Origin of the sequence: Planotetraspora mira (genome assembly GCF_016863275.1) — a bacterium.
In the GTDB taxonomy this organism is placed as follows: Bacteria; Actinomycetota; Actinomycetes; order Streptosporangiales; family Streptosporangiaceae; genus Planotetraspora; species Planotetraspora mira.
In genome coordinates, this window is record NZ_BOOO01000015.1 from 174,036 (window position 1) to 200,494 (window position 26,459).

Annotated in this window: 27 protein-coding genes; 18 read left to right on the forward strand and 9 right to left on the reverse strand. The window is 70.4% G+C overall.

The window, feature by feature from the left end:
- Window positions 1–60 precede the first annotated feature (60 nt).
- Window positions 61–1,131 (reverse strand): hypothetical protein, encoded by a 1,071-nt coding sequence (locus Pmi06nite_RS14365; protein ID WP_203953462.1) that lies wholly within the window; start codon window positions 1,129–1,131, stop codon window positions 61–63.
- 80 nt (window positions 1,132–1,211) lie between these two features.
- The gene (locus Pmi06nite_RS14370; RefSeq protein ID WP_203953463.1) at window positions 1,212–1,901 is read right to left on the reverse strand and encodes a CAP domain-containing protein; all 690 of its coding nucleotides are present in this window, start codon (window positions 1,899–1,901) and stop codon (window positions 1,212–1,214) included.
- A gap of 368 nt (window positions 1,902–2,269) precedes the next feature.
- Between Pmi06nite_RS14370 and rplM the strand changes: the two genes are divergently transcribed.
- The 3 genes from rplM to glmM are packed head-to-tail and all read left to right on the forward strand — an operon-like array spanning window position 2,270 to window position 4,619.
- Window positions 2,270–2,713: a 50S ribosomal protein L13 gene (rplM, locus tag Pmi06nite_RS14375; RefSeq protein WP_203953464.1), complete on the forward strand. Its 444-nt coding sequence runs from the start codon at window positions 2,270–2,272 to the stop codon at window positions 2,711–2,713.
- A gap of 30 nt (window positions 2,714–2,743) precedes the next feature.
- Window positions 2,744–3,262 (forward strand): 30S ribosomal protein S9, encoded by a 519-nt coding sequence (gene rpsI / locus Pmi06nite_RS14380; protein ID WP_203953465.1) that lies wholly within the window; start codon window positions 2,744–2,746, stop codon window positions 3,260–3,262.
- A gap of 1 nt (window position 3,263) precedes the next feature.
- Window positions 3,264–4,619 carry a phosphoglucosamine mutase gene (gene glmM / locus Pmi06nite_RS14385; protein WP_203953466.1) on the forward strand — a complete coding sequence of 452 codons (1,356 nt, stop codon included), beginning with the start codon at window positions 3,264–3,266 and terminating at the stop codon, window positions 4,617–4,619.
- A gap of 99 nt (window positions 4,620–4,718) precedes the next feature.
- Here glmM and Pmi06nite_RS14390 read toward each other — a convergent pair whose 3' ends face one another.
- The 5 genes from Pmi06nite_RS14390 to coaA all read right to left on the reverse strand — a co-directional run bounded on the left by Pmi06nite_RS14390 (window position 4,719) and on the right by coaA (window position 9,328).
- The gene (locus Pmi06nite_RS14390; RefSeq protein WP_203953467.1) at window positions 4,719–5,435 is read right to left on the reverse strand and encodes an ABC transporter permease; all 717 of its coding nucleotides are present in this window, start codon (window positions 5,433–5,435) and stop codon (window positions 4,719–4,721) included.
- A gap of 64 nt (window positions 5,436–5,499) precedes the next feature.
- Window positions 5,500–6,453 (reverse strand): ABC transporter ATP-binding protein, encoded by a 954-nt coding sequence (locus Pmi06nite_RS14395; protein WP_239113895.1) that lies wholly within the window; start codon window positions 6,451–6,453, stop codon window positions 5,500–5,502.
- A complete protein-coding gene (locus tag Pmi06nite_RS14400; RefSeq protein ID WP_239113896.1) occupies window positions 6,450–7,319 on the reverse strand; it encodes an ABC transporter permease in 870 nt (289 codons plus the stop codon). The genes Pmi06nite_RS14395 and Pmi06nite_RS14400 overlap by 4 nt, the downstream gene beginning before the upstream one ends.
- Window positions 7,316–8,245: an ABC transporter ATP-binding protein gene (locus Pmi06nite_RS14405; RefSeq protein ID WP_239113897.1), complete on the reverse strand. Its 930-nt coding sequence runs from the start codon at window positions 8,243–8,245 to the stop codon at window positions 7,316–7,318. Before Pmi06nite_RS14405 ends, Pmi06nite_RS14400 begins: the two co-directional genes overlap by 4 nt.
- 159 nt (window positions 8,246–8,404) lie before the next feature.
- Window positions 8,405–9,328, reverse strand: a complete 924-nt coding sequence (gene coaA / locus Pmi06nite_RS14410; protein ID WP_203953468.1) for a type I pantothenate kinase — start codon at window positions 9,326–9,328, stop codon at window positions 8,405–8,407.
- A 175-nt stretch (window positions 9,329–9,503) separates the two neighbouring features.
- Here coaA and Pmi06nite_RS14415 point away from each other — a divergent pair, with 175 nt between their 5' ends.
- The 13 genes from Pmi06nite_RS14415 (at window position 9,504) to tsaD (ending at window position 21,579) form a co-directional block, all read left to right on the forward strand.
- On the forward strand, window positions 9,504–9,854 hold the full coding sequence (locus Pmi06nite_RS14415) for a holo-ACP synthase (protein ID WP_203953469.1): 351 nt from the start codon (window positions 9,504–9,506) through the stop codon (window positions 9,852–9,854).
- Between the two features lie 63 nt (window positions 9,855–9,917).
- Window positions 9,918–11,414: an NAD(P)H-hydrate dehydratase gene (locus Pmi06nite_RS14420; RefSeq protein ID WP_203953470.1), complete on the forward strand. Its 1,497-nt coding sequence runs from the start codon at window positions 9,918–9,920 to the stop codon at window positions 11,412–11,414.
- Window positions 11,415–11,531: 117 nt separating this feature from the next.
- Window positions 11,532–12,677 carry an alanine racemase gene (gene alr / locus Pmi06nite_RS14425; protein WP_203953471.1) on the forward strand — a complete coding sequence of 382 codons (1,146 nt, stop codon included), beginning with the start codon at window positions 11,532–11,534 and terminating at the stop codon, window positions 12,675–12,677.
- 25 nt (window positions 12,678–12,702) lie between these two features.
- Window positions 12,703–13,749: an alpha/beta fold hydrolase gene (locus Pmi06nite_RS14430; RefSeq protein WP_203953472.1), complete on the forward strand. Its 1,047-nt coding sequence runs from the start codon at window positions 12,703–12,705 to the stop codon at window positions 13,747–13,749.
- Window positions 13,746–14,234, forward strand: coding sequence for a tRNA (adenosine(37)-N6)-threonylcarbamoyltransferase complex ATPase subunit type 1 TsaE (gene tsaE / locus Pmi06nite_RS14435; RefSeq protein ID WP_373317298.1), 489 nt, complete (start codon window positions 13,746–13,748; stop codon window positions 14,232–14,234). The genes Pmi06nite_RS14430 and tsaE overlap by 4 nt, the downstream gene beginning before the upstream one ends.
- Window positions 14,235–14,327: 93 nt before the next feature.
- Entirely contained in the window at window positions 14,328–14,852 is a 525-nt protein-coding gene (locus tag Pmi06nite_RS14440) for a PadR family transcriptional regulator (protein WP_203953473.1), read from the forward strand.
- Window positions 14,849–15,544, forward strand: coding sequence for an ABC transporter ATP-binding protein (locus tag Pmi06nite_RS14445; RefSeq protein ID WP_203953474.1), 696 nt, complete (start codon window positions 14,849–14,851; stop codon window positions 15,542–15,544). Before Pmi06nite_RS14440 ends, Pmi06nite_RS14445 begins: the two co-directional genes overlap by 4 nt.
- Window positions 15,541–17,871, forward strand: coding sequence for an FtsX-like permease family protein (locus Pmi06nite_RS14450; protein ID WP_203953475.1), 2,331 nt, complete (start codon window positions 15,541–15,543; stop codon window positions 17,869–17,871). The genes Pmi06nite_RS14445 and Pmi06nite_RS14450 overlap by 4 nt, the downstream gene beginning before the upstream one ends.
- Before the next feature lie 155 nt (window positions 17,872–18,026).
- Window positions 18,027–18,662, forward strand: coding sequence for a hypothetical protein (locus Pmi06nite_RS14455; RefSeq protein ID WP_203953476.1), 636 nt, complete (start codon window positions 18,027–18,029; stop codon window positions 18,660–18,662).
- 2 nt (window positions 18,663–18,664) lie between these two features.
- Window positions 18,665–19,219, forward strand: a complete 555-nt coding sequence (locus Pmi06nite_RS14460) for a class F sortase (protein WP_203953477.1) — start codon at window positions 18,665–18,667, stop codon at window positions 19,217–19,219.
- 101 nt (window positions 19,220–19,320) lie between these two features.
- Window positions 19,321–20,043: a tRNA (adenosine(37)-N6)-threonylcarbamoyltransferase complex dimerization subunit type 1 TsaB gene (tsaB, locus tag Pmi06nite_RS14465; RefSeq protein WP_203953478.1), complete on the forward strand. Its 723-nt coding sequence runs from the start codon at window positions 19,321–19,323 to the stop codon at window positions 20,041–20,043.
- Between the two features lie 25 nt (window positions 20,044–20,068).
- Entirely contained in the window at window positions 20,069–20,545 is a 477-nt protein-coding gene (rimI, locus tag Pmi06nite_RS14470) for a ribosomal protein S18-alanine N-acetyltransferase (RefSeq protein WP_239113898.1), read from the forward strand.
- On the forward strand, window positions 20,542–21,579 hold the full coding sequence (tsaD, locus tag Pmi06nite_RS14475) for a tRNA (adenosine(37)-N6)-threonylcarbamoyltransferase complex transferase subunit TsaD (RefSeq protein WP_203953479.1): 1,038 nt from the start codon (window positions 20,542–20,544) through the stop codon (window positions 21,577–21,579). Before rimI ends, tsaD begins: the two co-directional genes overlap by 4 nt.
- Window positions 21,580–21,637: 58 nt before the next feature.
- On the opposite strand, the gene Pmi06nite_RS14480 is transcribed toward tsaD, so the two are convergent.
- Together Pmi06nite_RS14480 and Pmi06nite_RS14485 are read right to left on the reverse strand one after the other, a co-directional pair.
- Window positions 21,638–22,450, reverse strand: a complete 813-nt coding sequence (locus Pmi06nite_RS14480; RefSeq protein ID WP_203953480.1) for a hypothetical protein — start codon at window positions 22,448–22,450, stop codon at window positions 21,638–21,640.
- 164 nt (window positions 22,451–22,614) lie between these two features.
- Window positions 22,615–23,880, reverse strand: a complete 1,266-nt coding sequence (locus Pmi06nite_RS14485) for a THUMP-like domain-containing protein (RefSeq protein WP_203953481.1) — start codon at window positions 23,878–23,880, stop codon at window positions 22,615–22,617.
- 387 nt (window positions 23,881–24,267) lie between these two features.
- Between Pmi06nite_RS14485 and groES the strand changes: the two genes are divergently transcribed.
- Both groES and groL read left to right on the forward strand, forming a co-directional pair.
- Window positions 24,268–24,579 carry a co-chaperone GroES gene (groES, locus tag Pmi06nite_RS14490; RefSeq protein ID WP_425564417.1) on the forward strand — a complete coding sequence of 104 codons (312 nt, stop codon included), beginning with the start codon at window positions 24,268–24,270 and terminating at the stop codon, window positions 24,577–24,579.
- Window positions 24,580–24,648: 69 nt separating this feature from the next.
- A complete protein-coding gene (gene groL, locus Pmi06nite_RS14495) occupies window positions 24,649–26,274 on the forward strand; it encodes a chaperonin GroEL (protein WP_203953482.1) in 1,626 nt (541 codons plus the stop codon).
- Window positions 26,275–26,459 lie beyond the last annotated feature (185 nt).

Below are 26,459 nucleotides of genomic sequence, written 5' to 3' on the forward strand. Positions count from 1 at the left end.
GACCTCGGCGGCCGTTCGTCCGAGAAGATCACCTTATGAACGCACTGGTGACCAGGCCTGTCAGGCATGTCCTCCGGTGAGCGAACGGGTTTCGAGGGCAGGGAAAACCGTCGCATCGGTGATGTCCACGGCTGCCTGGTAGAGCTGCTTCAACCCGGTCTTGCTCGGCTTGTGTCCGTCCTTGAACTGGAACCACAACAGGACGGTGTAGTGGCCGTGAGTCCAGCCTCCGGCATACGCCTCACCGGCGCCGAGGTTCTTGGTGACCGAGTCCTTGCCCGGCAACGGCTTGAGGTAGTCGGTGCGCTCTCCGCCGCCGCCCGCCGACGCCACCTTCTTCGCGCCGGACGCGGTCTTCAGGTTCGCCACGCCGACGGTGCCGATGATCGTGCCCTTGGCGTCCCGGAAGCTCGCCCGGATCATCTGGGTGCAGCCACCCGACTTCAGAGCCTTGGTGATCTTCGTGCCGGAGATGCCGTCGGCGCACGTCTTCTCCTTGCGCCACACCGTCATCAGGTAGGAGTGCTTGTTCTGGGTGATCTTCTTCTTCCCGAACAGCTCCTTGGTGGTCAGCGGCGACTTGTCCGTGGCCCGGGACTCGGCATAGCCGTACTTGCCGCCCGGACCCGACGGCACGACGATCGTCGGCGTCGGCACGACCTGCTTGTGGACCGGCGGCTTGTCGTTCTTCGCGGCGACCCAGAGCCCGGCGAAGAGCGCGACGATCAGGGCGACCAGCGCGACGCCGAACACGAGCGGCCGACGCCACAGGGGCACCGGCGCGTCAGGGTCCCACTTCGGCTCGGGCGGCGGGGGCGGGCCGGGCGGCGGGGCCGCGGGGCCCGCGCCGAACGATTCGGTCGCCCCCGGGTAGCCGTAGCCCTGTCCGGGGGTGTCCTGCCAGTGATCGTTCGACGTCGCGCCGAAGGGCGAGTCCTGCTGGAGCCCGGCCCCGGCACCGTACGGCGCGGTGTCCTGCCGGTATCCGCCCGCCGCGCCGTACGGTGCGGCGATCTGCCCGGTCTCGTAGGGCGAGGGCTCCCGAGTGTGCGGGCCGCCGTAGGGCGAGGAGATCTCCTCGGCCTGGTGCGGCGGGGCGTCCCGCCAGCTCGGCGGGTCGGGAGGTGTCAACGGCTGGCGATGTGGATGTTGGTCGCCGGGATAACCCATGCGCCCGAGATTAGCCGGGTATCAGAGCACATGAGGAAGGGTCACGAATACCCGAAGTCCTCTGTCCACCATGGACCCCCAGGTCCGATGGCCACTCCCACGCCTGTGGCCACCAGCCGGCAGTTGAGCATGTTGCGGCTGTGCCCCGGGCTGTTCATCCAGCCGCGGACGGCTTCGTCCGCCGACCGGTAGCCGCGGGCGATGTTCTCCGCGCCGCCGTCCTTGTAGCCCACCTTGGCCATGCGCGACCAGGGGGTCTCACCGTCGGGGGAGTTGTGGTCGAAGACGTTGCTCTTGGCCATCTCCAGCGAGTGGCGCTGGGCGGACCTGACGAGACGGGTGTCCACGCGCAGCGGCCCGCATCCCACTTTGGCCCGCTCGATGTTGACCAGCGTGACGACCTTCTTGCTGGGGAAGCTCCTGGCGCCTCGGGTGCGGCTGGGGGGCCGGGTGAAGCCGGGGTTGCGCTGCGGCCCCCGGTCCGACGGGCCCGCGCTCGGCGTGGTCGGCGTGGCGGACGGCCGGGTGATCGAGGTGGCCGCCCGGGAGGCGGGCGCCTGCGGCCGCACGGCTTCCAGCGGCGGCCGGTCCTTGCGACTGGCGGCGACCGCACTGGGCGACGGCTGCGAATTGCGCAGGTAGACCTCGTCGACGCCGCCGCCGTTCGTGGTCAGCCTGCTGACCACGGCACCGAGGAGCAGGATCGCCAGCACGCACGCGAGCAGCCCCACGCGAGTCCCGCGTCGGGACGTCCGCCGGGTATGCCGGGTGTGAGGGGTCTGCCACATAGCGCAGTCAAATATAGAGATCCGCGGCATGTGGATGAAGAGGACAACGGGAAAGTATTTGCTGAACGTTCAAATGTTACCTTGGGGTCAGATGTCCATTCTGATCTCCCGATGTCCCGCCGGCGCGCGGGCGTCGTTTTGACCACGCCATACGAGGTCGGTTAGTCTGCTAGTTCGTTGTGTGTGGACCGGTCTGCGAGACGACCGGTGCACGGCGCGTCCGGCGTCTTCTCCCGTACATGCGGAGACGGAGGTTGTCGCCGTGCCTGCGCAACCTACCGAGAGTTCACATTCCGACAGAAGGCACTGCCGTGCGCACGTTCTCACCGAAGCCCAACGACGTCGAACGTCAGTGGTACGTCATCGACGCCACCGACGTCGTGCTCGGCCGGTTGGCCAGCCACGTCGCCACTCTGCTTCGCGGTAAGCACAAGCCGATCTTCGCCCCGCATGTCGACACGGGTGACTTCGTCATCGTCATCAACGCGGACAAGATCGCCCTGACCGGCAACAAGCTCGAGCAGAAGAAGGCATACCGCCACTCGGGGTACCCCGGCGGTCTGCGCGCCGTCACCTACGGCGAGCTCATGGAGAAGCGGCCGGACCGGGCCGTGGAGAAGGCGGTCAGGGGCATGCTGCCCAAGAACGCTCTCGGCCGGAAGATGGCGAAGAAGCTCAAGGTCTACGCCGGAACCGAGCACCCGCACCAGGCCCAGAAGCCGGTGACCTTCGAGATCACCCAGATCGCCCAGTAAACGTCGAGCCAGGAAAGTAAGAGGAGAACCGTGGCTGAGCCCACCGGTACCGAGACGCTCGTCGAGGGCGAGCTGGAAGACTTCTCCCCGGAGGAGTTCCCGTCCGAGTACACCAGTGAGTCCGCGCCCCAGAGCGACGCCCCCGTGCGCAAGCCCGTCACCACGGGCAACTCGTACGGCACCGGCCGCCGCAAGGAGGCCATCGCCCGTGTCCGCATCGTGCCGGGCACCGGCAAGTGGACGATCAACGGCCGCTCGCTGGACACCTACTTCCCGAACAAGGTCCACCAGCAGATCGTGAACGAGCCGTTCGTCGTGCTCGGCGCTGAGGACCAGTTCGACATCATCGCCCGCATCGACGGCGGTGGCGTGACCGGCCAGGCCGGTGCGCTGCGCATGGGCCTGTCCCGCGCGCTCGCCATCCTGGACGCCGAGAACCGCCCGCCGCTGAAGAAGGCCGGCTTCCTCACCCGTGACGCCCGCGCCACGGAGCGCAAGAAGTACGGTCTGAAGAAGGCCCGTAAGGCTCCGCAGTACAGCAAGCGTTAAGTTGGGGCGCCTCTTCGGCACCGACGGGGTACGTGGGGTCGCGGGTCGCGACCTCACCGCGGAACTGGCCATGGACTTGTCCGTGGCCGCCGCTCATGTCCTCGGCGATGCCGGGGCGTTCCACGCCAGCGTCGGGCGGCGTGGCCGCCCGATCGCCGTCGTAGGCCGGGACCCTCGGGCCTCAGGGGAATTCCTTGAGGCGTCCGTGGTCGCCGGCCTCGCGTCGTCAGGCGTGGATGTGCTTCGGCTCGGCGTGCTGCCCACCCCGGCGGTCGCGTATCTCACATCCGCACTGGGGGCTGACCTCGGGGTCATGCTCTCCGCGTCCCACAATCCGGCCCCCGACAACGGGGTCAAGTTCTTCACTCGTGGCGGGTACAAGCTGCCCGACGCGGTGGAGAACGAGATCGAGCAGCGGCTCGGGGAGAAGTGGGACCGCCCGGTAGGCCCGTCCGTGGGCCGAGTCCGGGAGGCGTACGGCGAGGCGGATCGATACGTCTCGCACCTGTTGGCCACCCTGCCCCACCGTCTGGACGGGCTCCGCGTGGTCGTCGACTGCGCACACGGCGCGGCGCACATGGTCGCTCCCGAGGCGTTGCTGCGCTCGGGCGCGGTCGTGGAGACCATCGGCGCCAACCCGGACGGTCTCAACATCAACGAAGGCGTCGGGTCGACGCACCTCGGACCTCTCAAGGAGGCCGTCGCCGAGCGTGGCGCCGACCTCGGGGTCGCCTATGACGGTGACGCCGATCGTTGCCTCGCGGTGACCGCCGACGGCGACGAGGTCGACGGCGACCAGATCATGACGATCCTCGCGCTGGCCATGCACGCCGACGGCCGCCTGGCCGAGGACACCGTGGTCGCGACCGTGATGTCCAACCTCGGATTCAAGATCGCTATTCGGAACGCCGGGCTGAACATGGTGGAGACCGCCGTGGGCGACCGCTACGTCCTGGAGGCGATGAAGGAGCACGGGTACAACTTCGGCGGGGAGCAGTCCGGTCACGTGATCATGCTGGATCACGCAACGACCGGCGACGGTCTCCTCACCTCGTTGCACCTGATGGCCGAGGTGGCGCGGTCGAAGCGTTCGCTGGCGGACTTGGCGTCCGCGATGACCAAGCTCCCTCAGGTGCTGGTCAACGTCCGCGACGTCACCAAGGCGAAGGCGTCCGCGCCGGAGCTTCTGGCGGCCGTCGCCAAGGCGGAGGCCGATCTCGGCGACAGCGGCCGGGTGCTGATCCGGCCGAGCGGGACCGAGCCGATGATCCGCGTCATGGTCGAGGCGGAGTCGCATGACCAGGCCTCGTCCGTGGCCCACTACCTGGCGGACGTCGTCCGTACGGTCTGCGCCTGAACGAGCGTTGAAAGGAAAGGCACGGCTCATGCCCAAGGGCGTGAACCGTGCCTTTCTGCTTGAGGCGGTCTGCTGTCGAGTGGCGAGGAGTCGAGAAGGTCACTCGTCGCCGGTGAGAGACAACGACCGCAGCCGCTGACCGGCCCACACGAGCGAGCCCACCGTCACGACGACCATCGCTGAGATGGCGAAGCCGAGTGAGACGTCCGAGGTGAGGAACGGCGAGGAGGAGATCTGGTCGGCGATCGACGTGGCCCACTGCTGGATGGAGAACGTCCGGGCGCCGGGCACGTAGCCGCCGACCAGGCCTTCCCACACGAGCGCGTAGATGACGCCCACGGTCACCGCGTGCCGGGTGAGCACGCCCACGAGCATGAAGACCGCCGCGTAGGCCACTCCGCCGAGCAGGGCGCCCAGCGAGAAGCCGTAGGCCACCCCCGACTCGTCGCGGATCAGCAGGAACGCCGCCACGAAGGTGCTCAGCGCCCCGAACACCGCCACCAGTGAGGCCGCCACGACGAACTTCGTCAGGGCGATCACTGGCCGCGAGATCGGCTTGGCCAGCAGATGGATGATCGTGCCGTCCTCGATCTCCGGGGCGATCACTCCGGTGCCCGCGATGAGCCCGAGGAGCGGCAACATCGTCCCGATGGAGAACTTCTCCATGAGGATCACGGCCGTGTGCTCGTCGGGACCGCCGATCAGTCTCAGCAGCGCCGCCATGCCGATCAGCGCCGCCGGCAGCAGTGCGAGCAGCCAGATGCGCTTGCGCCCCAGCATCGCCCGATAGGTGATATCCGCCACGACTGCGTTCATCGGTCTCGCTCCGCTCGACTGCTCGACGGCGCCTTTGAGGCACTTTCCTGTTGCGCTCGCGGGTTCATGCGGAGCTCCGGGAGATCAGGTAGGAGAAGACGCTCTCCAGGTCTTCGTCCGTGGGTGAGACCTGCCACAGGTGGACGTCGAGGTCTCTGGCCAGCTTGGGCAGCAGTGAGGTGAACCGGGGGAAGTCCACGGCCTGGACCTCGATGCCCTGGTCGGTGAGCGACACCGCGCTGGAGGAGGGGTCCGCGATCAGCGCGGCGGCCAGTCGCCTGTCGTCGCTCGACCGCACGCGGAAGCGGTGCGGCCGGTCGGTCATCCGGCGCCGGATCTCGCGGTAGTCGCCGGAGGCGGCATGCCGTCCGGCGACGAGGACCTCGATCTGCTGGGCGACGCGCTCGACCTCTTCGAGGATGTGCGAGCTGAACAGGATGGTCCGGCCCTGCTCGCCCAGTTGCCGGACGAGGTCCATGAGATGGAGCCGCTGGCGCGGGTCCATGCCGTTGAACGGCTCGTCGAGCAGCAACACCTGAGGATCGTGGACCAGCGCGGCGGCCACCTTCACCCGTTGGCGCATGCCCTTGGAGTAGGTCTCGATGCGGCGGTCCTTCGGCCCCGCCATCTCCACGAGGTCGAGGGCCCGGGCGGCGGCGTCCGCCGGGGACGGCAGGCCGTGCAGCCGGGCGGCGGAGAGCACGAACTGCCAGCCGGTGAGGAATCCGTAGACGGCCTCCTTCTCCGGGACCAGGCCGACGAGCCGGTAGATCTCGTGGTTGCGCCAGATGCGCTGCCCGTTGAGCGTGGCCGTGCCGCCCGAGGGCGCGAGGAACCCGGCCATCATGTGGAGCAGCGTGGACTTGCCGGCGCCGTTGGGGCCCAGCAGGCCGGTCACCCCTGGCCCGATCGTCATCGTGACGTCGTTGACGGCGACGACGTTGCCGTACCAGCGGGACACCTGGGTGAGCTCCACGACGCTGTGGCGTGTGGTCGCCTGGGTGGTGGTCATGGTCATGACGACGCGGCCTTCCGGTAGCGGAGGAAGAGACCGGCCAGCGCGACTGCGATCACCATCACCACGATCAGACACGGCCACAGACCGGGCGGGTACCCGTCTCCGTTGGAGGGAGCGGTGCCGAACAGCGCCACCTGCACGGAGTCGACCAGGAAGAACGGATTGATGAGCATCGCCCACTTGCCCGCGGTGTCGCGCCCCATCGACATGAACACGCCGTAGAACACCGCTGAGACGGCCGAGGTGAACAGATAGAACGCGATCACCGAGGCGACGCCGAGCCCGCGACGTGGGGTGAACGAGGCCAGGGCGAGCCCGAGCGCGGCGAGGATGACGGCGAGGATGACGGCTCCGGCCATCGCGGAGAAGTACTCGGCCGTGTGCGGCGGCCCGGGCAGGTCGACCAGCAGTTCGCCCGCGAACAGGAGGGTGAGCGGCACGGCCAGCACGAGGAACATCGCGATCGACAGGGCGGCCAGTTTGGCGCCGAGGTAGTCGAGCACGGCCACCGGCCGGGACAGGTAGAGCGGCAGCACCCGGAACCGCAGGTCGGGCGCGACGAGATAGGGCGACTGCGCCGCCAGGAAGACGGCGAGCACGGCCTGCATGAAGACCGCGTAGTCGGGATATTTCACGCCCTGCTGCTTCACGAGCGCCATGATGGCGATCGACACCACGGCGGGCAGCAACATGATCGTCGACAGCAGCAGTGGCATGATCTTGGCGCGTGCCGTGCGGCCGAAGCCGAAGGCGCCCCTGAGACTGTGGACAGTGAGGGCCGCGAAGGCGCTCCCGCGGCCCAGACGCGCACCTTCGTAATGGCGGTATCCGATGTCGTGGATGACACCGGTCGGCTCTGGCATCATGCGGCCGGCTCCTTGAACACGTCCTCGATGTGGCCGCGGCGCTGCTCCAGCCGTATGAGGTTGAGGTTGAGATCGCAGACGGCGTCGCGCAGCGCGTCGTAGGCCCGTCCGGGGTCGGCGTCGGCCGGCACTTCGAGCGTCAGCGTCCTGCCCTGTACGGCGACGGCCTCGCCGACCCCGGCCAGGCGGTCGGCCAGGGGTTGGAGCCCGTCCTCCACCTCGACGGAGATGATCTGAGTGGCCTGGGTGAACTCGCCGATCGACGACGATCGCAGCAGCCGGCCCGCGTCGATCACGATGACGTGGTCGCAGACCCGTTCCAGTTCGCCGAGCAGGTGGGAGGTGACGAGCACGCTGATGCCGAACTCGGCGCCGATGCGCCGGATCAGCGCCAGCATCTCGTCGCGGCCCTGAGGGTCGAGACCGTTGGTGGGCTCGTCGAGGAAGACCAGACGGGGATCGTGGACGAGGGCCTGGGCGAGCTTGACCTTCTGGCGCATGCCGGTCGAGTAGCCGCCGATCGGGCGATACCGCTCTTCGTACAGGCCCACGTGCCGCAGTGTGTCGGCGGCCCGTTCCCTGGCCGCGGTGCGCGGCAGCCCGGACATCTGGGCCATGTGAACCACGAACTCGGTGGCCGACACGTCGGGCGGCAGGCAGTCGTGCTCGGGCATGTATCCCACGACCCGGCGGATCTCCGCGCCCTGGGTGGCCGCGTCCATGTCGAGGACACGAGCGCGTCCCGACGACGCGGGCAGCAGGCCGAGCAGGATCTTGATGAGAGTGGACTTGCCCGCACCGTTGGCGCCGACCAGGCCGGTCACTCCGGCTCCCGCCGTGACCGTCAGGTCTTCGAGCGCGGTGACGCGAGGGAATCGTTTGGTCAGGCCCTCGGTCGCGATGCAGGTGATGGCGCTCGCTGTCATGAATCGCACACTAGCGGCCCCGCGATATGACCGGCCTCCTTCGAACGGACGAGTCGGCCGTCATCCTCCGGTGGGCGGTCGGATCCCTGCCCGCCCCTTTCGCGGGGGGTGGGCGCGGACCCCCACGCTCGTCGTCCGACGCTCGCGATCATGCCCGTCTCAGGTACGGCGGAGCCGTACCTGCTGGATGGAGTGGTCGGACCCCTTGCTGAGGATCAGGCCCGCGCGGCCCCGGGTGGGCGCGATGTTCTCGACGAGGTTGACCTCGTTGATGTCGCGCCACACGTTCCTGGCGAACTCGGTGGCCTCGTCGTCCGACAGGTCGGCGATGTGCGTGAAGTAGGACTTGGGGTCGGAGAAGGCGGTGCGGCGCAGTTTGTGGAACCGGTCCACGTACCAGGACCTGATGTCCTCGACGCGGGCGTCCACGTAGATCGAGAAGTCGAAGTAGTCGCAGACCGCCAGCGCGTCCGGCGGGGCGGGCTGCAGGACGTTGAGGCCTTCGACGATCAGGATGTCCGGCCGCCGGACGGTCTGCGCGGCGCCGGGCACGATGTCGTACTCCAGGTGGCTGTAGACGGGGGCGTCCACCGGGGAGCGGCCCGCCTTGACGTCGGCCACGAACGCCACCAGCGCCCGGCGGTCGTAACTCTCGGGGAAGCCCTTGCGGTGCATGATCCCGCGCTCTTCCAGCACCTTGTTGGGGTAGAGGAAGCTGTCGGTGGTCACCAGATCGACCCGGGGATGCTCCGGCCAGCGGGCCAGGAGCGTGTGCAGCAGGCGGGCGGTGGTCGACTTGCCCACCGCGACGCTCCCGGCGATCCCGAGCACGTACGGCACGCGCTCCTCGCGCTCGCCCAGGAACGCCCCGACCGCGGCGCTGCGCTGCCGCGAACCGGTGAAGTGCAGGTTGAGCAGGCGGGTGAGCGGCAGATAGATGTCGGTCACCTCGGCCAGGTCGATCGGATCGTCGACGCCTCGCAGATCCTCCAACTCGGCTTCGGTCAGGGTGAGGGGGGTGTTCTTGCGAAGATCCCGCCACTGTTCCCGGCTGAGCTCGGCGTACCCGTCTCCATCTGCCACGTCGGAAGCGTATTCGATCGCTTCGGAGTCGATCGAGCCCGGGTCGTGCACAGCCTGTGGACAAAAATCGATGGATTACTTATATGAGGAAGTGGGAAGGACACGCCGATACCGCCTGGATTCGACGGCGTGGCGGGCCGCCTTCCTCCCAACTTGTACGGCGTACGCTGCTCGGGTGATCGTGGGCATCGGGGTCGACGTGGTCGATGTGGCTCGTTTCGAGGCGGCGCTGAACCGCACGCCCAAGCTCAGGGCGCGCCTGTTCACCGATGCCGAGAGGACGCTCCCGCTGGCCTCGCTCGCCGCCAGGTTCGCCGCCAAGGAGGCGGTGGCCAAGGCCCTCGGCGCGCCGGCCGGCATGAGCCACCTCGAGGCCGAGGTCGTCAGGGACGACGACGGAAGGCCCGCCATACGGATCACCGGCAGGGCCGCCGACGTGGCCCGCGATCTCGGGGTCGCCCGCTGGCACGTGTCCCTCTCCCATGACGGCGGAGTGGCCATGGCCTACGTGATCGCCGAGTCCTGACGCGCGCCTGCTTCCGCGGCCCGGTGATCGCGACGCGGGACGCCGGGGGTTACCGTCGGACGCATGCGGACCGCCTACAGCCCTGACCAGATCCGGACCGCCGAGTCGGCGCTGATGGCCGGACTACCCGCCGGGACGCTCATGCAGCGGGCGGCGGCCGGGCTGGCCGTCGTGTGCGCCCGCCTGCTCACGGGGGCGCACGGCCGGGTGTACGGCTCGCGCGTCACCGTGCTCACCGGCAGTGGCGACAACGGGGGAGACGCCCTCTACGCCGGTGCCAGGCTGGCCCGCAGGGGCGCCCGCGTCGTGGCGGTCCTCGCTGGCTCACGGACCCACGAGGCCGGCCTGGCGGCGCTGCGGGCGGCGGGGGGAAGAGCCGTCGCGTTCACCGAGGAGGAGGCCCTCGGGCTGGTCGGTGACGCGGACCTCGTCCTGGACGGCCTCGTCGGCATCGGCGGTGGCGGCGCGCTGCGGGAGCCGTACGCGACGCTGGCGAAGGCGACCGCGGACACGCCCGCGCTGGTGGTGGCGGTCGACGTGCCCAGCGGGGTCGACTCGGGCACGGGGTGTGTCGAGGGTCCGGCGGTGAAGGCCCACGTCACCGTGACGTTCGGCGCCTACAAGACCGCACTGTTCGTGGATCCGGGCGCGACGCACGCGGGCATGGTGGAGTTGGTGGACATCGGCCTGCGCCCCCACCTGCCCGAGCCCGAGGTCGTCGCGCCGGCTGACGGGGATGTGGCCGCCCTGCTGCCGCGACCGGCGGCGGAGTCCGACAAGTACCGCCGCGGGGTCGTGGGGATCGTGGCGGGCAGCGACACCTACACCGGGGCGGCCGTGTTGTCGGCCGGCGGCGCCGTACGGGCGGGTGCGGGGATGGTGCGCTTCGCGAGTTCGGCGGAGCCGGTCCGGCTCGTGCGGGCACGCTGGCCGGAGGTCGTCACGACGATCCTGGACACGACCTCCGAGGTGTCCCTCGACGGAATCGGGCGGGTCCAGGCGTGGGTGGTCGGCCCCGGGATGGGGACCGGGCCCGAGGCCCATGCCGTGGCCCGCGCCGTCCTGGCGGCCGACGTGCCCGTGCTTGTGGACGCCGACGGGCTGAGCATCGTGGCCGCGGATCGTGCGCTGCTGCGCAGGAAGGCGCCGACCCTGATCACTCCGCACGCGGGCGAGCTGTCCCGACTGCTGGGGGTGCCCAGGGAACGGATCGAGGCCCGCCGCCTCGAGCACGTACGGCGGGCCGCGGACGAACTGGGCGTCACCGTGCTGCTGAAGGGCTCGACGACGCTGATCGCCGAGACCGGCCGCCCGGTGCGGGCGATCACCACCGGCACGCCATGGCTGGCCACCGGAGGCACCGGCGACGTTTTGTCGGGCATCGCGGGCGCCTTCCTCGCCGGAGGGCTCAGCGGGTACGACGCCGCCTCGTGCGCGGCGCACGTGCACGGTCTGGCCGCCAGGGTCGCGGCCAGGGGCGGGGTGCCGGGCTCGGGCGAGGCGCCGATCGCCGCTCTCGACGTGGCCGACGCGCTTCCCGAGGCCCTCCGGACGCTCTGACGAAGCGCTCGGAAGGCGTCGAGGAGGCGCCGAGGACGCTCGGAAGTGCCCGGAAAGTGCTCGGGCGCGGGATGTCTCGTGGTCACGCGCACGGGACCCACCTGACAGACTGGGGGGATGAGTTTGTCGACGGCGCACCAGGTCACCCCGGCCGAGGCGCGTGTGGATCTCGCCGCGATCCGGCACAACGTGGGGCTTCTGGCGGAGAGCGCCCCCGGCGCCGCGCTGATGGCCGCCGTCAAGGCCGACGCCTACGGCCACGGCCTGGTCCCCGTGGCGCGGGCGTGCCTGGAGGCGGGCGCCGCCCGGCTCGGCACGGCGTTCGTCCGGGAGGCCCTCGCGCTGCGCGAGGCGGGCGTCACCGCGCCCATCCTGTCGTGGATCATCACGCCGGGGGAACCGCTCGACGAGGCGTTGCTCCAGGACGTGGAGCTGTCCGCGAGCGCGTCGTGGGTCATCGACGAGATCGCCGCCGCCGCGGGCCGCACGGGGCGGACCGCCCGGGTCCATCTGAAGGTGGACACCGGCATCACCCGCGGTGGGGCGCCGATCGCCGAGTGGCCCACGCTCGTCGAGAAGGCTCTGGCCGTACAGGCCGGGGGTGCGATCGAGATCACAGGGATCTGGTCGCACTTCGCCTGTGCCGACATTCCAGGACACCCCTCGATCGATCGCCAGATCTCGACCTTCGACGAAGCCCTCGCCATGGCGGACAAGGCGGGCGTGTCGAGCACCGTCATCCGGCACATCTCCAACTCGGCCGCCACGCTCACCGTGCCCCGGGCCAGATACGACATGGTCAGGACGGGCATCGCCCTCTACGGCCTGAGCCCCGTTCCCGAGCTCGGCGACTTCGGGCTGCGCCCTGCCATGACCCTTACGGCCAGGCTTGCCCAGGCCAAGCGGGTCCCGGTCGGCTCCGGCGTCTCCTACGGCCACCTGTACGTCACCGAGCGGGAGACCACGCTCGGTCTCGTTCCGCTCGGGTACGCGGACGGGATCATGCGGCACGCGACGAACCTGGCCGAGGTGCTGGCCGCCGGGAAGAGGCGGACGATCGCCGGGCGGGTGTGCATGGACCAGTTCATGCTCGACTTCGGCGACGATCCCGCGGAGGCGGGCGACGAAGTGATCCTTTTCGGGCCCGGGGACCATGGCGAGCCGACATGTCAGGAATGGGCGGATTCCCTGGGCACGATCACTCATGAGATCGTGACGAGGATCGGGTCCCGCGTGCCGCGCGTCCACGTGGACGGACGCTGAGCCGCGGTTGCGAGGAGAAGCGGGAATGAGCACACGTCGCAGGGTCGGCATCGCCGGAGCGGTCGTCGGTGCGGCTTCGGCCGGCGTGGCCGCCGCCGCCCTGGCCAAGAGGTATGCGGTCGGCCGCATCCGGTTGCGCCCGGATCTGGAGGCCAACGAACCCTTCGGTGAGCTCCGGGGACGTCCCGTGGCGCTCACGACGTCGGACGGCGTGCTGATCCACGCCGAGGTCGACGGGCCGGAGGACGCGCCGCTCACGATCGTGTTGTGTCACGGCTACTGCCTCACGCTGGACTCCTGGCACTACCAGTGGCGGGATCTGCGCGAGTCCTACCGTCTCGTGCTGTGGGACCAGCGATCCCACGGCCAGTCGGCGCGGTCGGAGGACTGCTCGATCGACCGCCTCGGCGAGGATCTCGCGCACGTGCTGGACGAACTGGTCCCCGGCCCCTGCGTGCTGGTCGGCCATTCCATGGGCGGTATGACGATCATGGCGCTGGCCGACCGGCGGCCTGAACTCTTCGGCGACAAGATCCGCGGCGTCTCGCTGATCTCCACGTCGGCGGGCAAGCTGGCCGAGCTCACCCTGGGCCTGCCGGCCCTGCTGTCGAAGGTCGTGCACCGGGCCGTCCCCTCCGCGGTGTCGGTCATGCGCAGGAGCGGCGCGCTGGTGGACCGCGGCCGGGAGGCGGGCACCGACCTGTCCTTCCTCGCCCTGCGCCACCTCGGGTTCGGCGACTCGAAGAGCGTGAGCCCGACGGTGGTGGACTTCGTGGATTCGATGATCAGGGCCACGCCCAGCGAGGTGATCGCGGACTTCTATCCCGCCCTGATGTCGCACGACAAGCTGACCGCGCTCGACGTGCTCAACAAGGTGCCCACGGCGATCATCGTCGGTGAGCGCGACTGGCTGACCCCCCTCGACCACAGCAGGGCCATCGCGGCGGCCGTGCCCACCGCGGAGCTGACCACGGTGGCCGGCACCTCGCACCTCGTGCAACTCGAACGGCCGGGCGAGGTGAACGACGCCCTGCGCGTGTTGCTGAAGCGGTCGGAGAAGGAGGACGCGTGAGCACGACACCACCCGGCCCGCAGACCCGGGACGTCCAGGAGATCGGAGCGGAGACCGCGGAGGAGATGCGGGCGGTGGGAGCGCGGCTGGCGACGCTGCTGCGCCCCGGCGACATGGTCGTCCTCAGCGGACCTCTGGGCGCGGGCAAGACCACCCTGGTGCAGGGGATCGCCGAGGGTCTCAAGGTGCGGGGTCCCATCACCTCGCCGACCTTCGTGATCGCCCGGGTCCATCCGTCGCTCTCCGGCGGCCCCGCCCTGGTCCACGCGGACGCCTACCGGCTGGGCGGCTCGCTGGAGGTGGACGACCTCGACCTGGACGCCTCACTGGAGGAGTCCGTCACGGTCGTCGAATGGGGCGAGGGCCTCGTCGAGGGGCTCTCCGACGACCGGCTCGAGATCCACATCGAACGCGGCGACGAGGACGAGCGGCGCCTGGTGCGACTCCGCGGCGTCGGCGCGCGGTGGGCCGGCGCCGTCGTCTAATTTCGGGCTCCATCTCTCTTCATTTCAGAGGGTGACGAACCACACGTCTTGCTGTACACACGGCATGTATACATCGTGTGTATATTCCCTGGCATGTCGATTGGACAGACCTTCCTCGGTCTCCTCGAGTCCGGACCGCGTCATGGCTACGACCTGAAGAAGACGTATGACGACCGGTTCGGCCATGCGCGCCCCCTGCACTACGGCCAGGTCTACGCCACGCTCTCGCGGCTGCTGAAAGACGGCCTCGTCGAACTCGACGGCGTCGAGCCGGGTGAAGGCCCGGAGCGCAAGCGGTACGCCGTCACCTCCGCCGGAGTGAGCGACGTCGAGTCGTGGCTGGCCAGCGCCGAGAAGCCCGAGCCGTATCTGCAGAACACCCTCTACACGAAGGTGATCCTGGCGCTGCTCACGGGCCGGTCGGCCGCCGACCTGCTCGACGTGCAGAGGGCCGAGCACCTCCGGCTGATGCGGGAGCTCACCCGCCGCAAGGCCGGCGGCGACCTCGCGGACAACCTCATCTGCGACCACGCGCTGTTCCACCTCGAGGCCGACCTGCGCTGGCTGGAGCTCACCGCGGACCGGCTCGACGACCTCCGCAGGCAGGTGCGGGCATGACCGGGCAACCGTTGCTGGAGGGCGACGGCCTGCACAAGGCGTTCGGTCCGACGAAGGCGCTCGACGGTGCGTCGATCGCCATCAGGGCCGGTGAGATCGTCGCCATCATGGGGCCGTCGGGATCGGGCAAGTCGACCCTGCTGCACTGCCTCGCCGGCATCGTCCGGCCCGACTCCGGTCACGTGCGGTATCAGGGCGCCGAGATCTCGGCGATGACCGACGGGGAACGCAGCGCGCTGCGCCGCACCCAGTTCGGCTTCGTCTTCCAGTTCGGTCAGCTCGTGCCGGAGCTGACCTGCCTGGAGAACATCGCCCTCCCGCTGCGCATGGAGGGGGTCCGTCGCCGCGAGGCCGAGGCCCGGGCCGCCGAGTGGCTCGACCGTCTCGATCTGGCCGACGTGGGGAGCAAACGGCCGGGAGAGGTCTCCGGAGGCCAGGGTCAGCGGGTCGCCGTGGCCCGTGCGCTCGTCACGCGGCCGCGGGCGGTGTTCGCCGACGAGCCGACCGGCGCCCTCGACTCACTCAACGGTGAACGGGTGATGCGGCTGCTGACCGAGGCGGCTCGCGAAACCGGCGCGGCCGTGGTGCTGGTGACCCACGAAGCGCGGGTGGCCGGATACTCCGATCGGGAAATCGTCGTGCGCGACGGCCGCACCCGCGACATCGCGCGGGAAATGGAGGAGGCGCTGTGAGCGTCGGCCGGGGCAGGGGAGGGGCGTCCGCGTCGCGCGACGTGCTGCTGGGCATGCGGTTCGCCTTCGCCGGCGGCCGCGACGGATGGACCCGCACCGTTCTCACCGCGGTGGGGGTGGGGATCGGCGTCGCGCTGCTCCTGCTCGCCGCCGCGGTGCCGGGCGCGTTGCAGGCCCGCCAGGAACGCACCGACGCCCGCAGCGACCTGCGGCTGGGGGAGCAGATTCCGGCGGCGGCCGACACCATGCTGGTGGGGCAGGTCGACACCTCCTTCCGCCAGACGCCGGTGCGCGGGCGTCTCCTCCACCCCGAAGGCCCGCGGGCGCCCGTCCCGCCCGGACTCACGGCCGTTCCCCGGCCCGGCGAGGTCGTGGTTTCGCCGGCGCTGAAGGACCTGCTCGACTCGCCGGACGGACGCCTGTTCGCCCCACGCCTCGGCGGCGCCCGAGTGACCGGGACGATCCGGCAGGAAGGCCTGTCCGGCCCGGGTGAGCTGGCCTTCTACCGCGGCGTCGACGCCCTGCCCGCCGACGAGGCCACCAGACTGCGAACCTTCGGCGACGACTTCTCCTCGGAGGGTCTGGGGACGCTGCTCTCCGTCCTCGTCGTGATCATCATTGTCGTGCTGTTGCTGCCCATCGCGGTCTTCCTCGGCGCGGCCGTACGGTTCGGAAGCGAGGGCCGTGACCGGCGGATGGCGGCCCTCCGGCTGATCGGCGCCGACCGCCGGATGACCCGCCTGATGGCGGCAGGCGAGACGATGGCCGGGGCCTGCCTCGGGTTACTGGTCGGCGGTGTGCTGTTCCTCGTCGGCCGCCAGGTCGCGCCGATGCTCTCGCTCTGGGACATCAGCGTCTACGCGTCGGACGTACGGCCGAGCCTTCCGCTTGTCGCGGTCATCGTGCTGGCCGTACCGGCGATGTCGGTGGCGGTGAGCGTGATCGCGCTGCGAGGGGTGGCGATCGAGCCGCTGGGAGTGACCCGGCGGGCGACTCCGCCTCGGCGCAGGCTCTGGTGGCGGCTGATCCTGCCCGGGATCGGCCTGGTGCTCCTCGTCCCGCTGGTCGGCGGTCTGCCCGCGACCATGGGCGGCGTCGTCCAGTATCAGGTCGCGGCGGGGGCCGTCCTGTTGCTGATCGGCGCGGTCACCGTGCTCCCCTGGGTGATCGAGCTGGTCGTGCGTCCCCTGCGCGGCGGCCCGGTCGGCTGGCAGCTCGCCGTCCGGCGGCTGCAGCTCGACAGCGCCATGTCGGCGCGCCTGGTCAACGGGATCGCGGTCGCGGTCGCCGGCGCCATCGCCCTGCAGATGCTCTTCGCGGCCGCGCAGAAGGAGTCGACCGTTCAGACCCGGCAGGACCCATCCCGGGCGCAGGCGCAGATCCGCACCCACGACCCGGCCTCGGCGGGACGGATCGCGGCGCGGCTGCGCGCCACACCGGGGGTGACCCGCGCCACCGAGACGCTGGTCGACGGCGTGTCCGCCGAGCCGCCCGCCGGAGCGGCCGGGCGGGATCCCGTCTTCGCCGTGCTGCAGGTGGGGGATTGCGCCGCGCTGGCGGAGTACGCGGACCTGGGATCGTGCGCCGGCGGCGACGTCTTCATCGCCCGGGCGACGCCCGTCGACCCGGCCGCGCAGGAGGCCATCCGCCCCGGCGCCACGGTCACGGTCGGAGAGGGCGGGCCACGGTGGAAGGTGCCTGGTGACGCCCGGCAGGTCCCCGCGCGCAAGGACCCCTCCGGGGTCTACCAGGACGTCATCCTCGCCACGCCGGGCGTCGTCGACGCGGACGCCGTGCCGAGATCGATCGCGAACACGTTCGTCAGCGTCGACCCGGGCGATCCCGACGCGATGGACCGGGTCAGGAACGTGGTGGCGCAACTCGATCCCCTCGGGACGGTCGCGACTCTGGCGGCCAGCGCGACCGTCGGCAGGTTCGACGGCATTCGTCGCGGCCTCTACGTGGGCGTCATGGTGACGCTCCTGCTGATCGGGGCCAGCATGCTGGTGGGAACCGTGGAACAGCTGCGCGACCGGCGCCGGCTGCTCGCCATGCTCGTCGCGGTCGGCACGCGGCGCAGCGCGCTGAGCTGGTCGGTGCTCTGGCAGACGTTCATACCGGTCATGATCGGTCTCGTTCTCGCGGTCGTCTTCGGGCTGGGACTCGGCGTCGCTCTGCTGAGGATGGTGTCGGTGCCCGTGTCGATCGACTGGGCGACGGTAGCGATCTCGGCGGGCATCGGCGCGGCCGTGGTCCTGCTGGTGACCGCGTTGAGCCTGCCCACCCTGTGGCGGCTCACCCGGCCGGAGGGCCTGCGCATGGAGTGATCCCGAGGACGGGCGGGCAGCGCGCCCGATCCCGGGGCGACGGTAACCCCCTTGTCACCTCGACACGTTTGCGGAACATGCCGAAAAGAAGATCTCTAGTCATGGATTGGCATAGATTTTCTGGGTAAATGACCGGGCGTGGGAGGGGTTGGCCGATGAGCAGGGTCACGCAGGTCGCCGTCGCGGGAGTCGTGCTGTTCGGCGCGCTCGGCTGCTCGGCCTCCGCCCAGACGGACACACCCACACCGGGGATCACGCTGACCCCAGGGCTTCCCTCGCCGACGGTCACCATTCCGCGCCAGGACATCGACGTCGTGGTGGAGCCCGCGACGATCACCGGTGGGGCGACCAGGAGCGTCCGCATCACGGCTCGCTGCCCGCTCCCGCAGGGCGGCCCCGCGTATCGGGCCGCCGCCCGCTCGGACGCCTTCACCGGCCCGGTGACGCTGCTACCCCCGGTGACGACGCCCTCGGCCTCCCCGACGACCGAGCTCGCCGTGCCGGAGTTGACGGGCAGCGCCCCGGTCCGGGCGGACGCGAAGCCGGGCGGCTACAAGGTGCAGGTCCGCTGTGAGGCCACCAACGACATCGGCAGCGCCTCGTTCAAGATCGTCTCACCGACTCCGGCGCACACGCGGATACCCACCCGGGCGCCGCACGCGGGCGGCGGAGGCACCGCGGCAGGCGGCCCGACCGACGATTCCGGGCTGCCCGTCGGTGTGACCGCGGTGGCGCTGCTCGCCGTCCTCGGCATCGGCATCGGCGTGTCCCGCAGGCGCTCGAGGAGCTGACCTTGGGGGTCTCGTCCCGGTGGGTCGTGGTGGCCGGGGTCGTCACCGGGCTCGCGTTGTTCGCGGCGAACGGCCGTTCGCAGGAGCCGCGCCCCGCCGCCCGTCCGGACCCGGTCGTGCCGAAGCGCATCGACATCCCTTCATTGAGCCTGAAGGCGCCGCTCATGAAGCTCGGGCTGGACTCGGCGGGCGACGTCGAGCTTCCGCCGTTCGACAAGCCGTCCACAGCGGGGTGGTACACCGGCAGCGCGGTGCCGGGGAACCCCGGCGCCTCAGTGATCATCGGCCACGTCGACACCAAGACCGCACCCGCCGTGTTCTACAAACTGCGCGATCTCCGCAAGGGCGCGCTGGTCAAGGTCGTGCGCAGCGACGGCAAGACCGCCGACTACCTGGTCGACTCGGTCGAGCGGGTGTCCAAGAACGACTTCCCCGCCGAGCGTGTCTACGCCGAGAGCGGGCTGCGGCTGATCACCTGCGGCGGCGCCTTCGACTGGTCGGAGCACCAATACCGGGACAACATCATCGTCTACGCGTCCCTGGAGGCGGACGTCTGAGGCCGCCGCCCCCGCCGCCCGGCGGGACGTCGTCATGATGCGGTCCCACCCGTTCGCCGATCGGTCTTCCGGTACCTGTGCACCGACTACCCTTGACGTTCGTGCTTGTCTTGGCCTTCGACACCGCCACACCCGCCGTCACGGCCGCCCTGCATGACGGAGAACGCGTGCTGGCCGAGTCGACGACGATCGACGCGCGGCGGCACGGGGAGCTTCTCGCCCCCGCGATCGAGCGCGTCCTGCGCGACGCGGGTGTGACGCTGCGGGATCTCACCGCGATCGTCGCCGGAACCGGCCCGGGGCCGTACACCGGCCTGAGGGTCGGTCTGATGACCGCGACGGCGCTCGCGGCGACCGCCGGAGTCCCCGCCTTCGGGGTGTGCACCCTCGACGCCCTCGCGTACGCCGCGCAGTCACCCGGCCCGTTCCTGGTCGCGACCGACGCGCGGCGCAAGGAGGTCTTCTGGGCGAGGTACGGCGACCGCGAGACGCGCCTCGACGGCCCCCGGGTCGACAGGCCGCACGATCTCCCCGGCGACCTGCCGGTCGTGGGAGCGGGGGGCCGTCTCTACGCGGACATCGTGGGTCCCGGCCGCGTCGAAGGCCCCGAGCACCCGTCGGCGGGAGCCCTTGCCGCGCTGGCCGCCGGGCACCTCGCCGCGCTCACGGACGAGGAGGCCGCCGAGATCGCCCGCGTGCCCGAGGGCCGCGTCGACTCGGTGGAGAAGGCGCGCGAGCTCGGTGTGCTCGGCCCGCCCCGGCCGATCTACCTGCGCCGCCCCGACGCCCAGGTGCCCGGCGCGCCCAAGAAGGTGACGGCGTGAGCGCCACGGTCGACGGAGCGGCGCGATGAGCGGGCCCGATCCCGTGGTGCGGCAGATGACCATGGACGACCTCCCGGCGGTCATGGAGATCGAGCGGACCACCTTCCCCGCCGACGCGTGGAGCGAGTCCATGATGCGTGGGGAACTGAACGACCAGCCGCGCACCCGGCACTACGTCGTCGCGTGCGTCGGCGACGCGATCGTCGGCTACGGCGGGCTGGCGGCCGCCGCCGACCAGGCCGACATCCAGACGATCGCGGTCCTGGCCGGGCACCGCCGGTCCGGCATCGGGGCCGCCCTGATGGACGCCCTGCTCGCCGAGGCGGCTCGTCGCGACACCGAGGCGGTCTTCCTCGAGGTGCGGTCGGACAACGAGCCCGCGCAGGCCATGTACGAACGGTTCGGCTTCGAGCGGCTCGGTGTCCGGCGCCGCTACTACGAGGACGGGACCGACGCCATCACGATGGTGAAGAAACTCGACGGACGAGGGGACGGGGCATGAGCGGAGCTGACGAGCCGATCGTCCTGGGGATCGAGACGTCCTGCGACGAGACGGGCATCGGCATCGTCCGCGGCCACACGCTCCTCGCGGACACGATCGCCTCCAGCATGGAGGAGCACGCCAGGTTCGGCGGCGTCGTGCCCGAGGTGGCCTCACGCGCCCACCTGGAGGCCATGACGCCGACGGTGGAGAGCGCGCTCGCCAAGGCGGGCCTGCGGTTCTCGGACATCGACGCGGTCGCCGTCACGGCCGGCCCCGGTCTCGCGGGCGCCCTGCTCGTCGGCGTCGCCGCCGCCAAGGCCTATGCCATGGGGCTCGGCGTCCCGCTCTACGGCGTCAACCACCTGGCCGCGCACGTGGCCGTCGACCAGCTAGAGCACGGCCCGTTGCCGAAGCCGGCCATCGCGCTGCTGGTCTCGGGCGGGCACTCCTCGCTGCTGCTCGTGCCCGACGTGGCCCGCGACGTCGTCTCGCTCGGCTCCACCGTCGACGACGCGGCCGGTGAGGCGTTCGACAAGGTGGCGCGGGTGCTCGGCCTGCCGTTCCCCGGCGGCCCTCACATCGACCGCGCCGCCCGTGAAGGATCCGGCACGGCCGTCGCCTTCCCCCGGGGCAAGTACGACGACGGAACGCTGGACTTCTCCTTCTCCGGCCTGAAGACGGCGGTCGCCCGCTGGGTGGAGGCCCGGGCGGCGGCAGGCGAGTCCGTGCCGATGAATGACGTCGCCGCCTCGTTCCAGGAGGCCGTCGTCGACGTGCTCACCCGCAAGGCCCTCCAGGCGTGCGCCCGTCACGGCGTCGAAGACCTGTTGATCGGTGGTGGCGTGGCGGCCAACTCCCGGCTCCGCGCGCTGGCCCAGGAGCGGTGCGACGCCGCTGGCGTCCGGTTGCGGGTCCCGCGGCCGGGGCTGTGCACCGACAACGGCGCGATGGTGGCCGCCCTGGGATCGGAACTGGTCGCCGCCGGCGCCGAGCCCTCCACGCTGGAGATCCCGGCCGACTCCTCGCTCCCGATCACGACCATTCACATCTGACCGGCTGCGGCCGGGCCTGGCCTGACTGGCCGTGCGGCCAGGGGGTTTCGCCGGGGGATCAGTCGCCGGGGGAGCGCACCGGCCGCAGCAGGGCCTCGGCGAGCGCCAGCATCGTCTCTTCGAGCGCGGCCAGCCGCCGGGCCACGTCACCGTGGACGGGCTCCACGACCCGGCTCGTCGCCTCTGAGACGGTCTCGGCGATCTGGTCGCGGTCGGGGCGGTTCCTGATCGCCTCCAGGAGAGGGGCGAGTGAGCTCGCGGTGGCGCTGACCTCGGCGCCCATCTCGGCGACGGCCGCGCGAAGCTCACCGACCTCGAGCTCGGCGGGCAGCCCGCCCACACGTTCGCTCGCGGCCTCCAGCCGTTCGTCGACGGCGTCGAGCCGGCCGAGGACGGCGGCCTCCAGACGCTCGACGCGCTGGACCGCCTCGGTGACGGCCTTGTCGAGGCGGGTGAAGCGGCCCGCCGCGGCCTCCATCCCCGCGTGGACCTGACCGAGCCGCTGGCTGAATGCGGCCACCTGGTCCGCGACGTCCTGGGTGCGGCCCCTGACCTCGTCCACGTGCTCGCGGAGCGACTCCACATGCTGGGCGAGGGCCTCGGCCCAGGCGGGCGGCCGGGCGGTCATGTCCTCGAGCCGTCCCGCCACGCTCTCGACGGCGCCGCTCAGGCCGCCGAGCTCGCGCTCGCGAACCTCGCGCAGCAGCCACTCCATGCCCTCCAGGCGCTGCCGGATCTCATCGAGGACGGCCCCCTGCGTGCGCTGCTCGTAGACGTGGTCCTGAGCCGCGCGGGCCAGAAGCTCGCGCATCCGATCGGAGATGGCGGTCTGGCTGCCCGCCTGGAGGAGGGTGTGGCTGGAATGGTCCACCGAAAGCTCCTTCACTCGCTGAGGCGGTGGTATCGGCCCGGTCTCGCGGAAATGAACGAACAGGGGGAACAGACCGCGCCGCCAACTGTAGGCCCTGTACGGCATGGCTTTCGGGTGGACTGTAAAAGATCGCAATTCTCGATGAATTGCCGGGATTGATGTGATCAGTGCTGGTCAACGGGGTCGCAGAGCAGCACGAAGGGCCGGTCATCGATACGGGTGAGAACGACGACCGCCGAATTTCCACCGGAAAGCCGGAGGTCTTTCCGCAATCGCTCGATATCGACGGCTGAACCACGTTTCTTGATGGTGACGTTCCCGACTTTCCGGTTTCTCAGCGCGCTCCGGAGGTGCTTGAGCGAGAAGGGCATCACGTCGGTGATCTCGTAACAGGACGCCCATTCCGTGGCCACCTGACCGTCGCCGGTGATGTAGGCGATCCGAGGGTCGAGCAGGTGTCCGCCGACCATCTCGGCCACCTCGGCGACGAGATGCGCCCGGATCGCGGCGCCGTCGGGTTCGTAGAGGTAACGGCCCACCGGCCCCGCCTCGGCCTCGGCGCCGGAGGGCGTGAGCGTCGCGCCGGAGGGCAACATCGTCGCGCGCCGCCCGCTCGCTTCCGTGCCGATCCAGATCGCCGCCTCCTTGACCTCTCTCCTGTGGGAGACCCACTCCGCCTCCGCCCCTCCGGGGACCAGTTCGTGCGGGATGCCGGGGGCGACCTTGAGACAGGCCGTGCGCGCCCGAGCGACCAGGTCGAGCACTTCGGGCCAGGTGGGGGAGTAGGCCATCGGATCGAAGATCCGTCCCCTGACGCCACGCCGCGCCGGATCGGCGAAGAGCAGGTCGTATCCGGAGGGGTCGGCCTCGACGGCGTCGGCTGTCCGGACGTCGACGAGGCCGGACAGCCCCAGTGCCGCGGCGTTGGCCCGGGCGACCTCCACGGTCAGCGGATCGAGGTCCACGGCGTCGACGGCGAACCCGGCCCGGGCGAGCGCGATGACGTCGCCTCCGATGCCGCAACACACGTCGAGGACCCTCGCGGCCGGCCCTGCCCCCGGCTCCGTGTCCAGCGCTGTGCCCGGCCCTGCGCCCGGCTCCGTCCCTCGCTCCGTGCGCGTTCCTCCGGCCGGTGCGGCGAGCAGGCGGGCGCGGTGGGCGCGATGAGTGGCGACCTGCGTGCGGGTGGCCTGCTCGAGCCCGTGCGGCGTGAAATACATCACGGCGGCGTCCGCGCCGAACTTGGCCTCGGCCCGTCGCCGTAGGGCCGCCTGGGTGAGCGCCGCCGCCGTGAGGTCGGCCGGGTGGCTCCGGCGGAGCGTGGTGGCCGCCACGACCGGATCGGCTCCCGCGGCCGCCAGTTCCACCGCCTGCGCCAGGGCCTTCTGCCCGGCCGGTTCGAGCAGGTCGCGAAACGCCACGAGGTCCACGCCTCCCGACGTTAGCGCCTCGCCGTAAGGGCGCCGGCCGGGCGAGCGGCCGGGCTCATGATCCCGGCGGCCCGATCGGCACCGGCCGCGGCGCCGATCCGCGGGACGCACGACCCGCCACGCGCGCCGCCTGAGCGGTCCCGGACGGGCGACGGCCGAGGGCGCCCGCCCGGACGCGGGCCGGTTCCGGTGGGGTGCGGCCGGAAAGCGAGATGACCTGCGACGTGGGTTCGTGTTGACTGTCACGGCCCCCTTGCATACTGTTTCGTGTTGGCACTCGCCTATCGAGAGTGCCAACATGCGACGAGGCAGGTCTGACACCCGCGACGGCAGGCCGCTGGTCGCCTCTTCAGCTCATTCATCGCAATCTGAAGGGGAGGTCCGATCGTGACGACCGCCACTAAGGTTCCCGTTAAGCCGCTTGGTGACCGCATCGTGGTCCAGCCGCTCGAGGCTGAGCAGACCACCGCTTCCGGTCTGGTCATCCCGGACACCGCCAAGGAGAAGCCTCAGGAGGGCCGGGTCCTCGCTGTGGGCCCCGGCAACTGGGACGAGGACGGCGACAAGCGGATTCCGCTCGACGTCAAGGAGGGCGACATCGTCCTCTACAGCAAGTACGGCGGCACCGAGGTCAAGTACGGCGGCGAGGAGTACCTGGTGCTCTCGGCTCGCGACGTGCTCGCCATCATCGAGAAGTAAGCCGCGCAAGCATGAGGAGCCCCGGGACGTTCGCGCCCGGGGCTCCCGTGCTCCTATAAGGAGACTTGAATGCCCAAGATCCTGGAGTTCGAGGAGGACGCGCGGCGCGCTCTTGAGCGTGGCGTGAACGCCCTCGCGGACGCCGTGAAGGTGACCCTCGGCCCGCGTGGCCGCAACGTGGTCATCGACAAGAAGTTCGGCGCACCGACCATCACGAACGACGGCGTGACCATCGCCCGTGAGGTCGAGCTGGACAAGCCGTACGAGAACCTCGGCGCCCAGCTCGCCAAGGAAGTCGCCACCAAGACCAACGACGTGGCCGGTGACGGCACCACCACGGCGACCGTCCTGGCCCAGGCCATGGTCCGCGAGGGCCTGCGCAACGTGGCCGCGGGCGCCCAGCCGCTGGCCCTGAAGCGCGGCATCGACCTGGCGGCCAAGGCCGTCAGCGACAGGCTGCTCGACAGCGCCCGTCCGGTCGAGGACAAGCAGGAGATCGCGAACGTCGCGACCATCTCCGCGCAGGACGCCAAGATCGGCGAGCTGATCGCCGAGGCGTTCGACAAGGTGGGCAAGGACGGTGTCATCACCGTCGAAGAGTCCAACGCCATGGGCCTGGAGCTGGAGTTCACCGAGGGTCTCCAGTTCGACAAGGGTTACCTGTCGCACTACATGGTGACCGACCCGGACCGTATGGAGTCCGTGCTCGAGGACCCCTACATCCTGATCACCCAGAGCAAGATCGGCTCCATCGCGGACTTCCTGCCGCTGCTGGAGAAGATCGCGCAGACCAAGAAGCAGCTGCTGGTCATCGCCGAGGACGTCGAGGGTGAGGCCCTCGCCGTTCTGGTGACCAACAAGATCCGTGGCACGTTCACCTCCGTCGCCGTCAAGGCGCCCGGCTTCGGTGACCGCCGCAAGGCCATGCTGCAGGACATCGCGATCCTCACCGGCGGCCAGGTCGTCAGCGAGGAGATCGGCCTCAAGCTGGAGCACGTCGGCCTCGAGGTGCTCGGCACCGCGCGCCGCGTCGTCGTCGGAAAGGACGCCACGACGATCGTCGACGGCGCCGGCGAGGCTCAGGCCATCGAGGACCGCATCCGCGAGATCAAGCTCGCCATCGAGCAGTCCGACTCCGACTGGGACCGTGAGAAGCTCCAGGAGCGGCTCGCGAAGCTCTCCGGCGGCGTCTCCGTGCTCAAGGTCGGCGCGGCCACCGAGGTGGAGCTCAAGGAGAAGAAGCACCGTCTCGAGGACGCGATCTCCGCGACCCGCGCCGCGATCGAGGAGGGCATCGTCTCCGGCGGTGGCTCCGCGCTCGTGCACGTGTCCAAGGAGCTCGACGACCTCGGCCTGGTCGGCGACGAGGCGACCGGTGTCTCGATCGTGCGCAAGGCGCTGATCGAGCCGGCTCGGTGGATCGCCGAGAACGCCGGGCTCGAGGGATACGTCGTCACCTTCAAGATCGCCGAGCTGAAGGCCGGTGAGGGCCTCAACGCCGCCACCGGTGAGTACGGCGACCTGGTGGCCCAGGGCGTCATCGACCCGGTCAAGGTGACCCGTTCGGCCGTTCAGAACGCCGCGTCCATCGCGGGCATGTTGCTGACGACCGAGGCTCTCGTGGTCGACAAGCCCGAGGAGGAAGAGGCTCCGGCCGCGGGCGGCCACGGGCACGGTCACGGGCACGGCCACTGACGCCTGCGCGTCTTCCCCGATGAAGGGGACGCACCGTGAGAATGCAGTTCGGCTCCCGCCTCAGTGAGGCGGGAGCCGTACTTCTTTATAGAAGTCAGGCCATCTGACAATTCCCGACGATTTGGCCATTTGGTTGGAATGTTCCAACGGTATTGTGTTCGGTTGATTACAGCTGGTTATCGCCG

Coding starts and splice junctions, on each gene's coding strand:
- Pmi06nite_RS14395 (WP_239113895.1), bottom strand. CDS start 6,453: ATGACCATGACCACCACCCAGGCGACCACACGCCACAGCGTCGTGGAG.
- Pmi06nite_RS14455 (WP_203953476.1), top strand. CDS start 18,027: ATGAGCAGGGTCACGCAGGTCGCCGTCGCGGGAGTCGTGCTGTTCGGC.
- Pmi06nite_RS14390 (WP_203953467.1), bottom strand. CDS start 5,435: ATGAACGCAGTCGTGGCGGATATCACCTATCGGGCGATGCTGGGGCGC.
- Pmi06nite_RS14405 (WP_239113897.1), bottom strand. CDS start 8,245: ATGACAGCGAGCGCCATCACCTGCATCGCGACCGAGGGCCTGACCAAA.
- Pmi06nite_RS14445 (WP_203953474.1), top strand. CDS start 14,849: ATGACCGGGCAACCGTTGCTGGAGGGCGACGGCCTGCACAAGGCGTTC.
- groL (WP_203953482.1), top strand. CDS start 24,649: ATGCCCAAGATCCTGGAGTTCGAGGAGGACGCGCGGCGCGCTCTTGAG.
- Pmi06nite_RS14440 (WP_203953473.1), top strand. CDS start 14,328: ATGTCGATTGGACAGACCTTCCTCGGTCTCCTCGAGTCCGGACCGCGT.
- Pmi06nite_RS14420 (WP_203953470.1), top strand. CDS start 9,918: ATGCGGACCGCCTACAGCCCTGACCAGATCCGGACCGCCGAGTCGGCG.
- alr (WP_203953471.1), top strand. CDS start 11,532: ATGAGTTTGTCGACGGCGCACCAGGTCACCCCGGCCGAGGCGCGTGTG.
- Pmi06nite_RS14430 (WP_203953472.1), top strand. CDS start 12,703: ATGAGCACACGTCGCAGGGTCGGCATCGCCGGAGCGGTCGTCGGTGCG.
- tsaD (WP_203953479.1), top strand. CDS start 20,542: ATGAGCGGAGCTGACGAGCCGATCGTCCTGGGGATCGAGACGTCCTGC.
- Pmi06nite_RS14400 (WP_239113896.1), bottom strand. CDS start 7,319: ATGATGCCAGAGCCGACCGGTGTCATCCACGACATCGGATACCGCCAT.
- rimI (WP_239113898.1), top strand. CDS start 20,069: ATGAGCGGGCCCGATCCCGTGGTGCGGCAGATGACCATGGACGACCTC.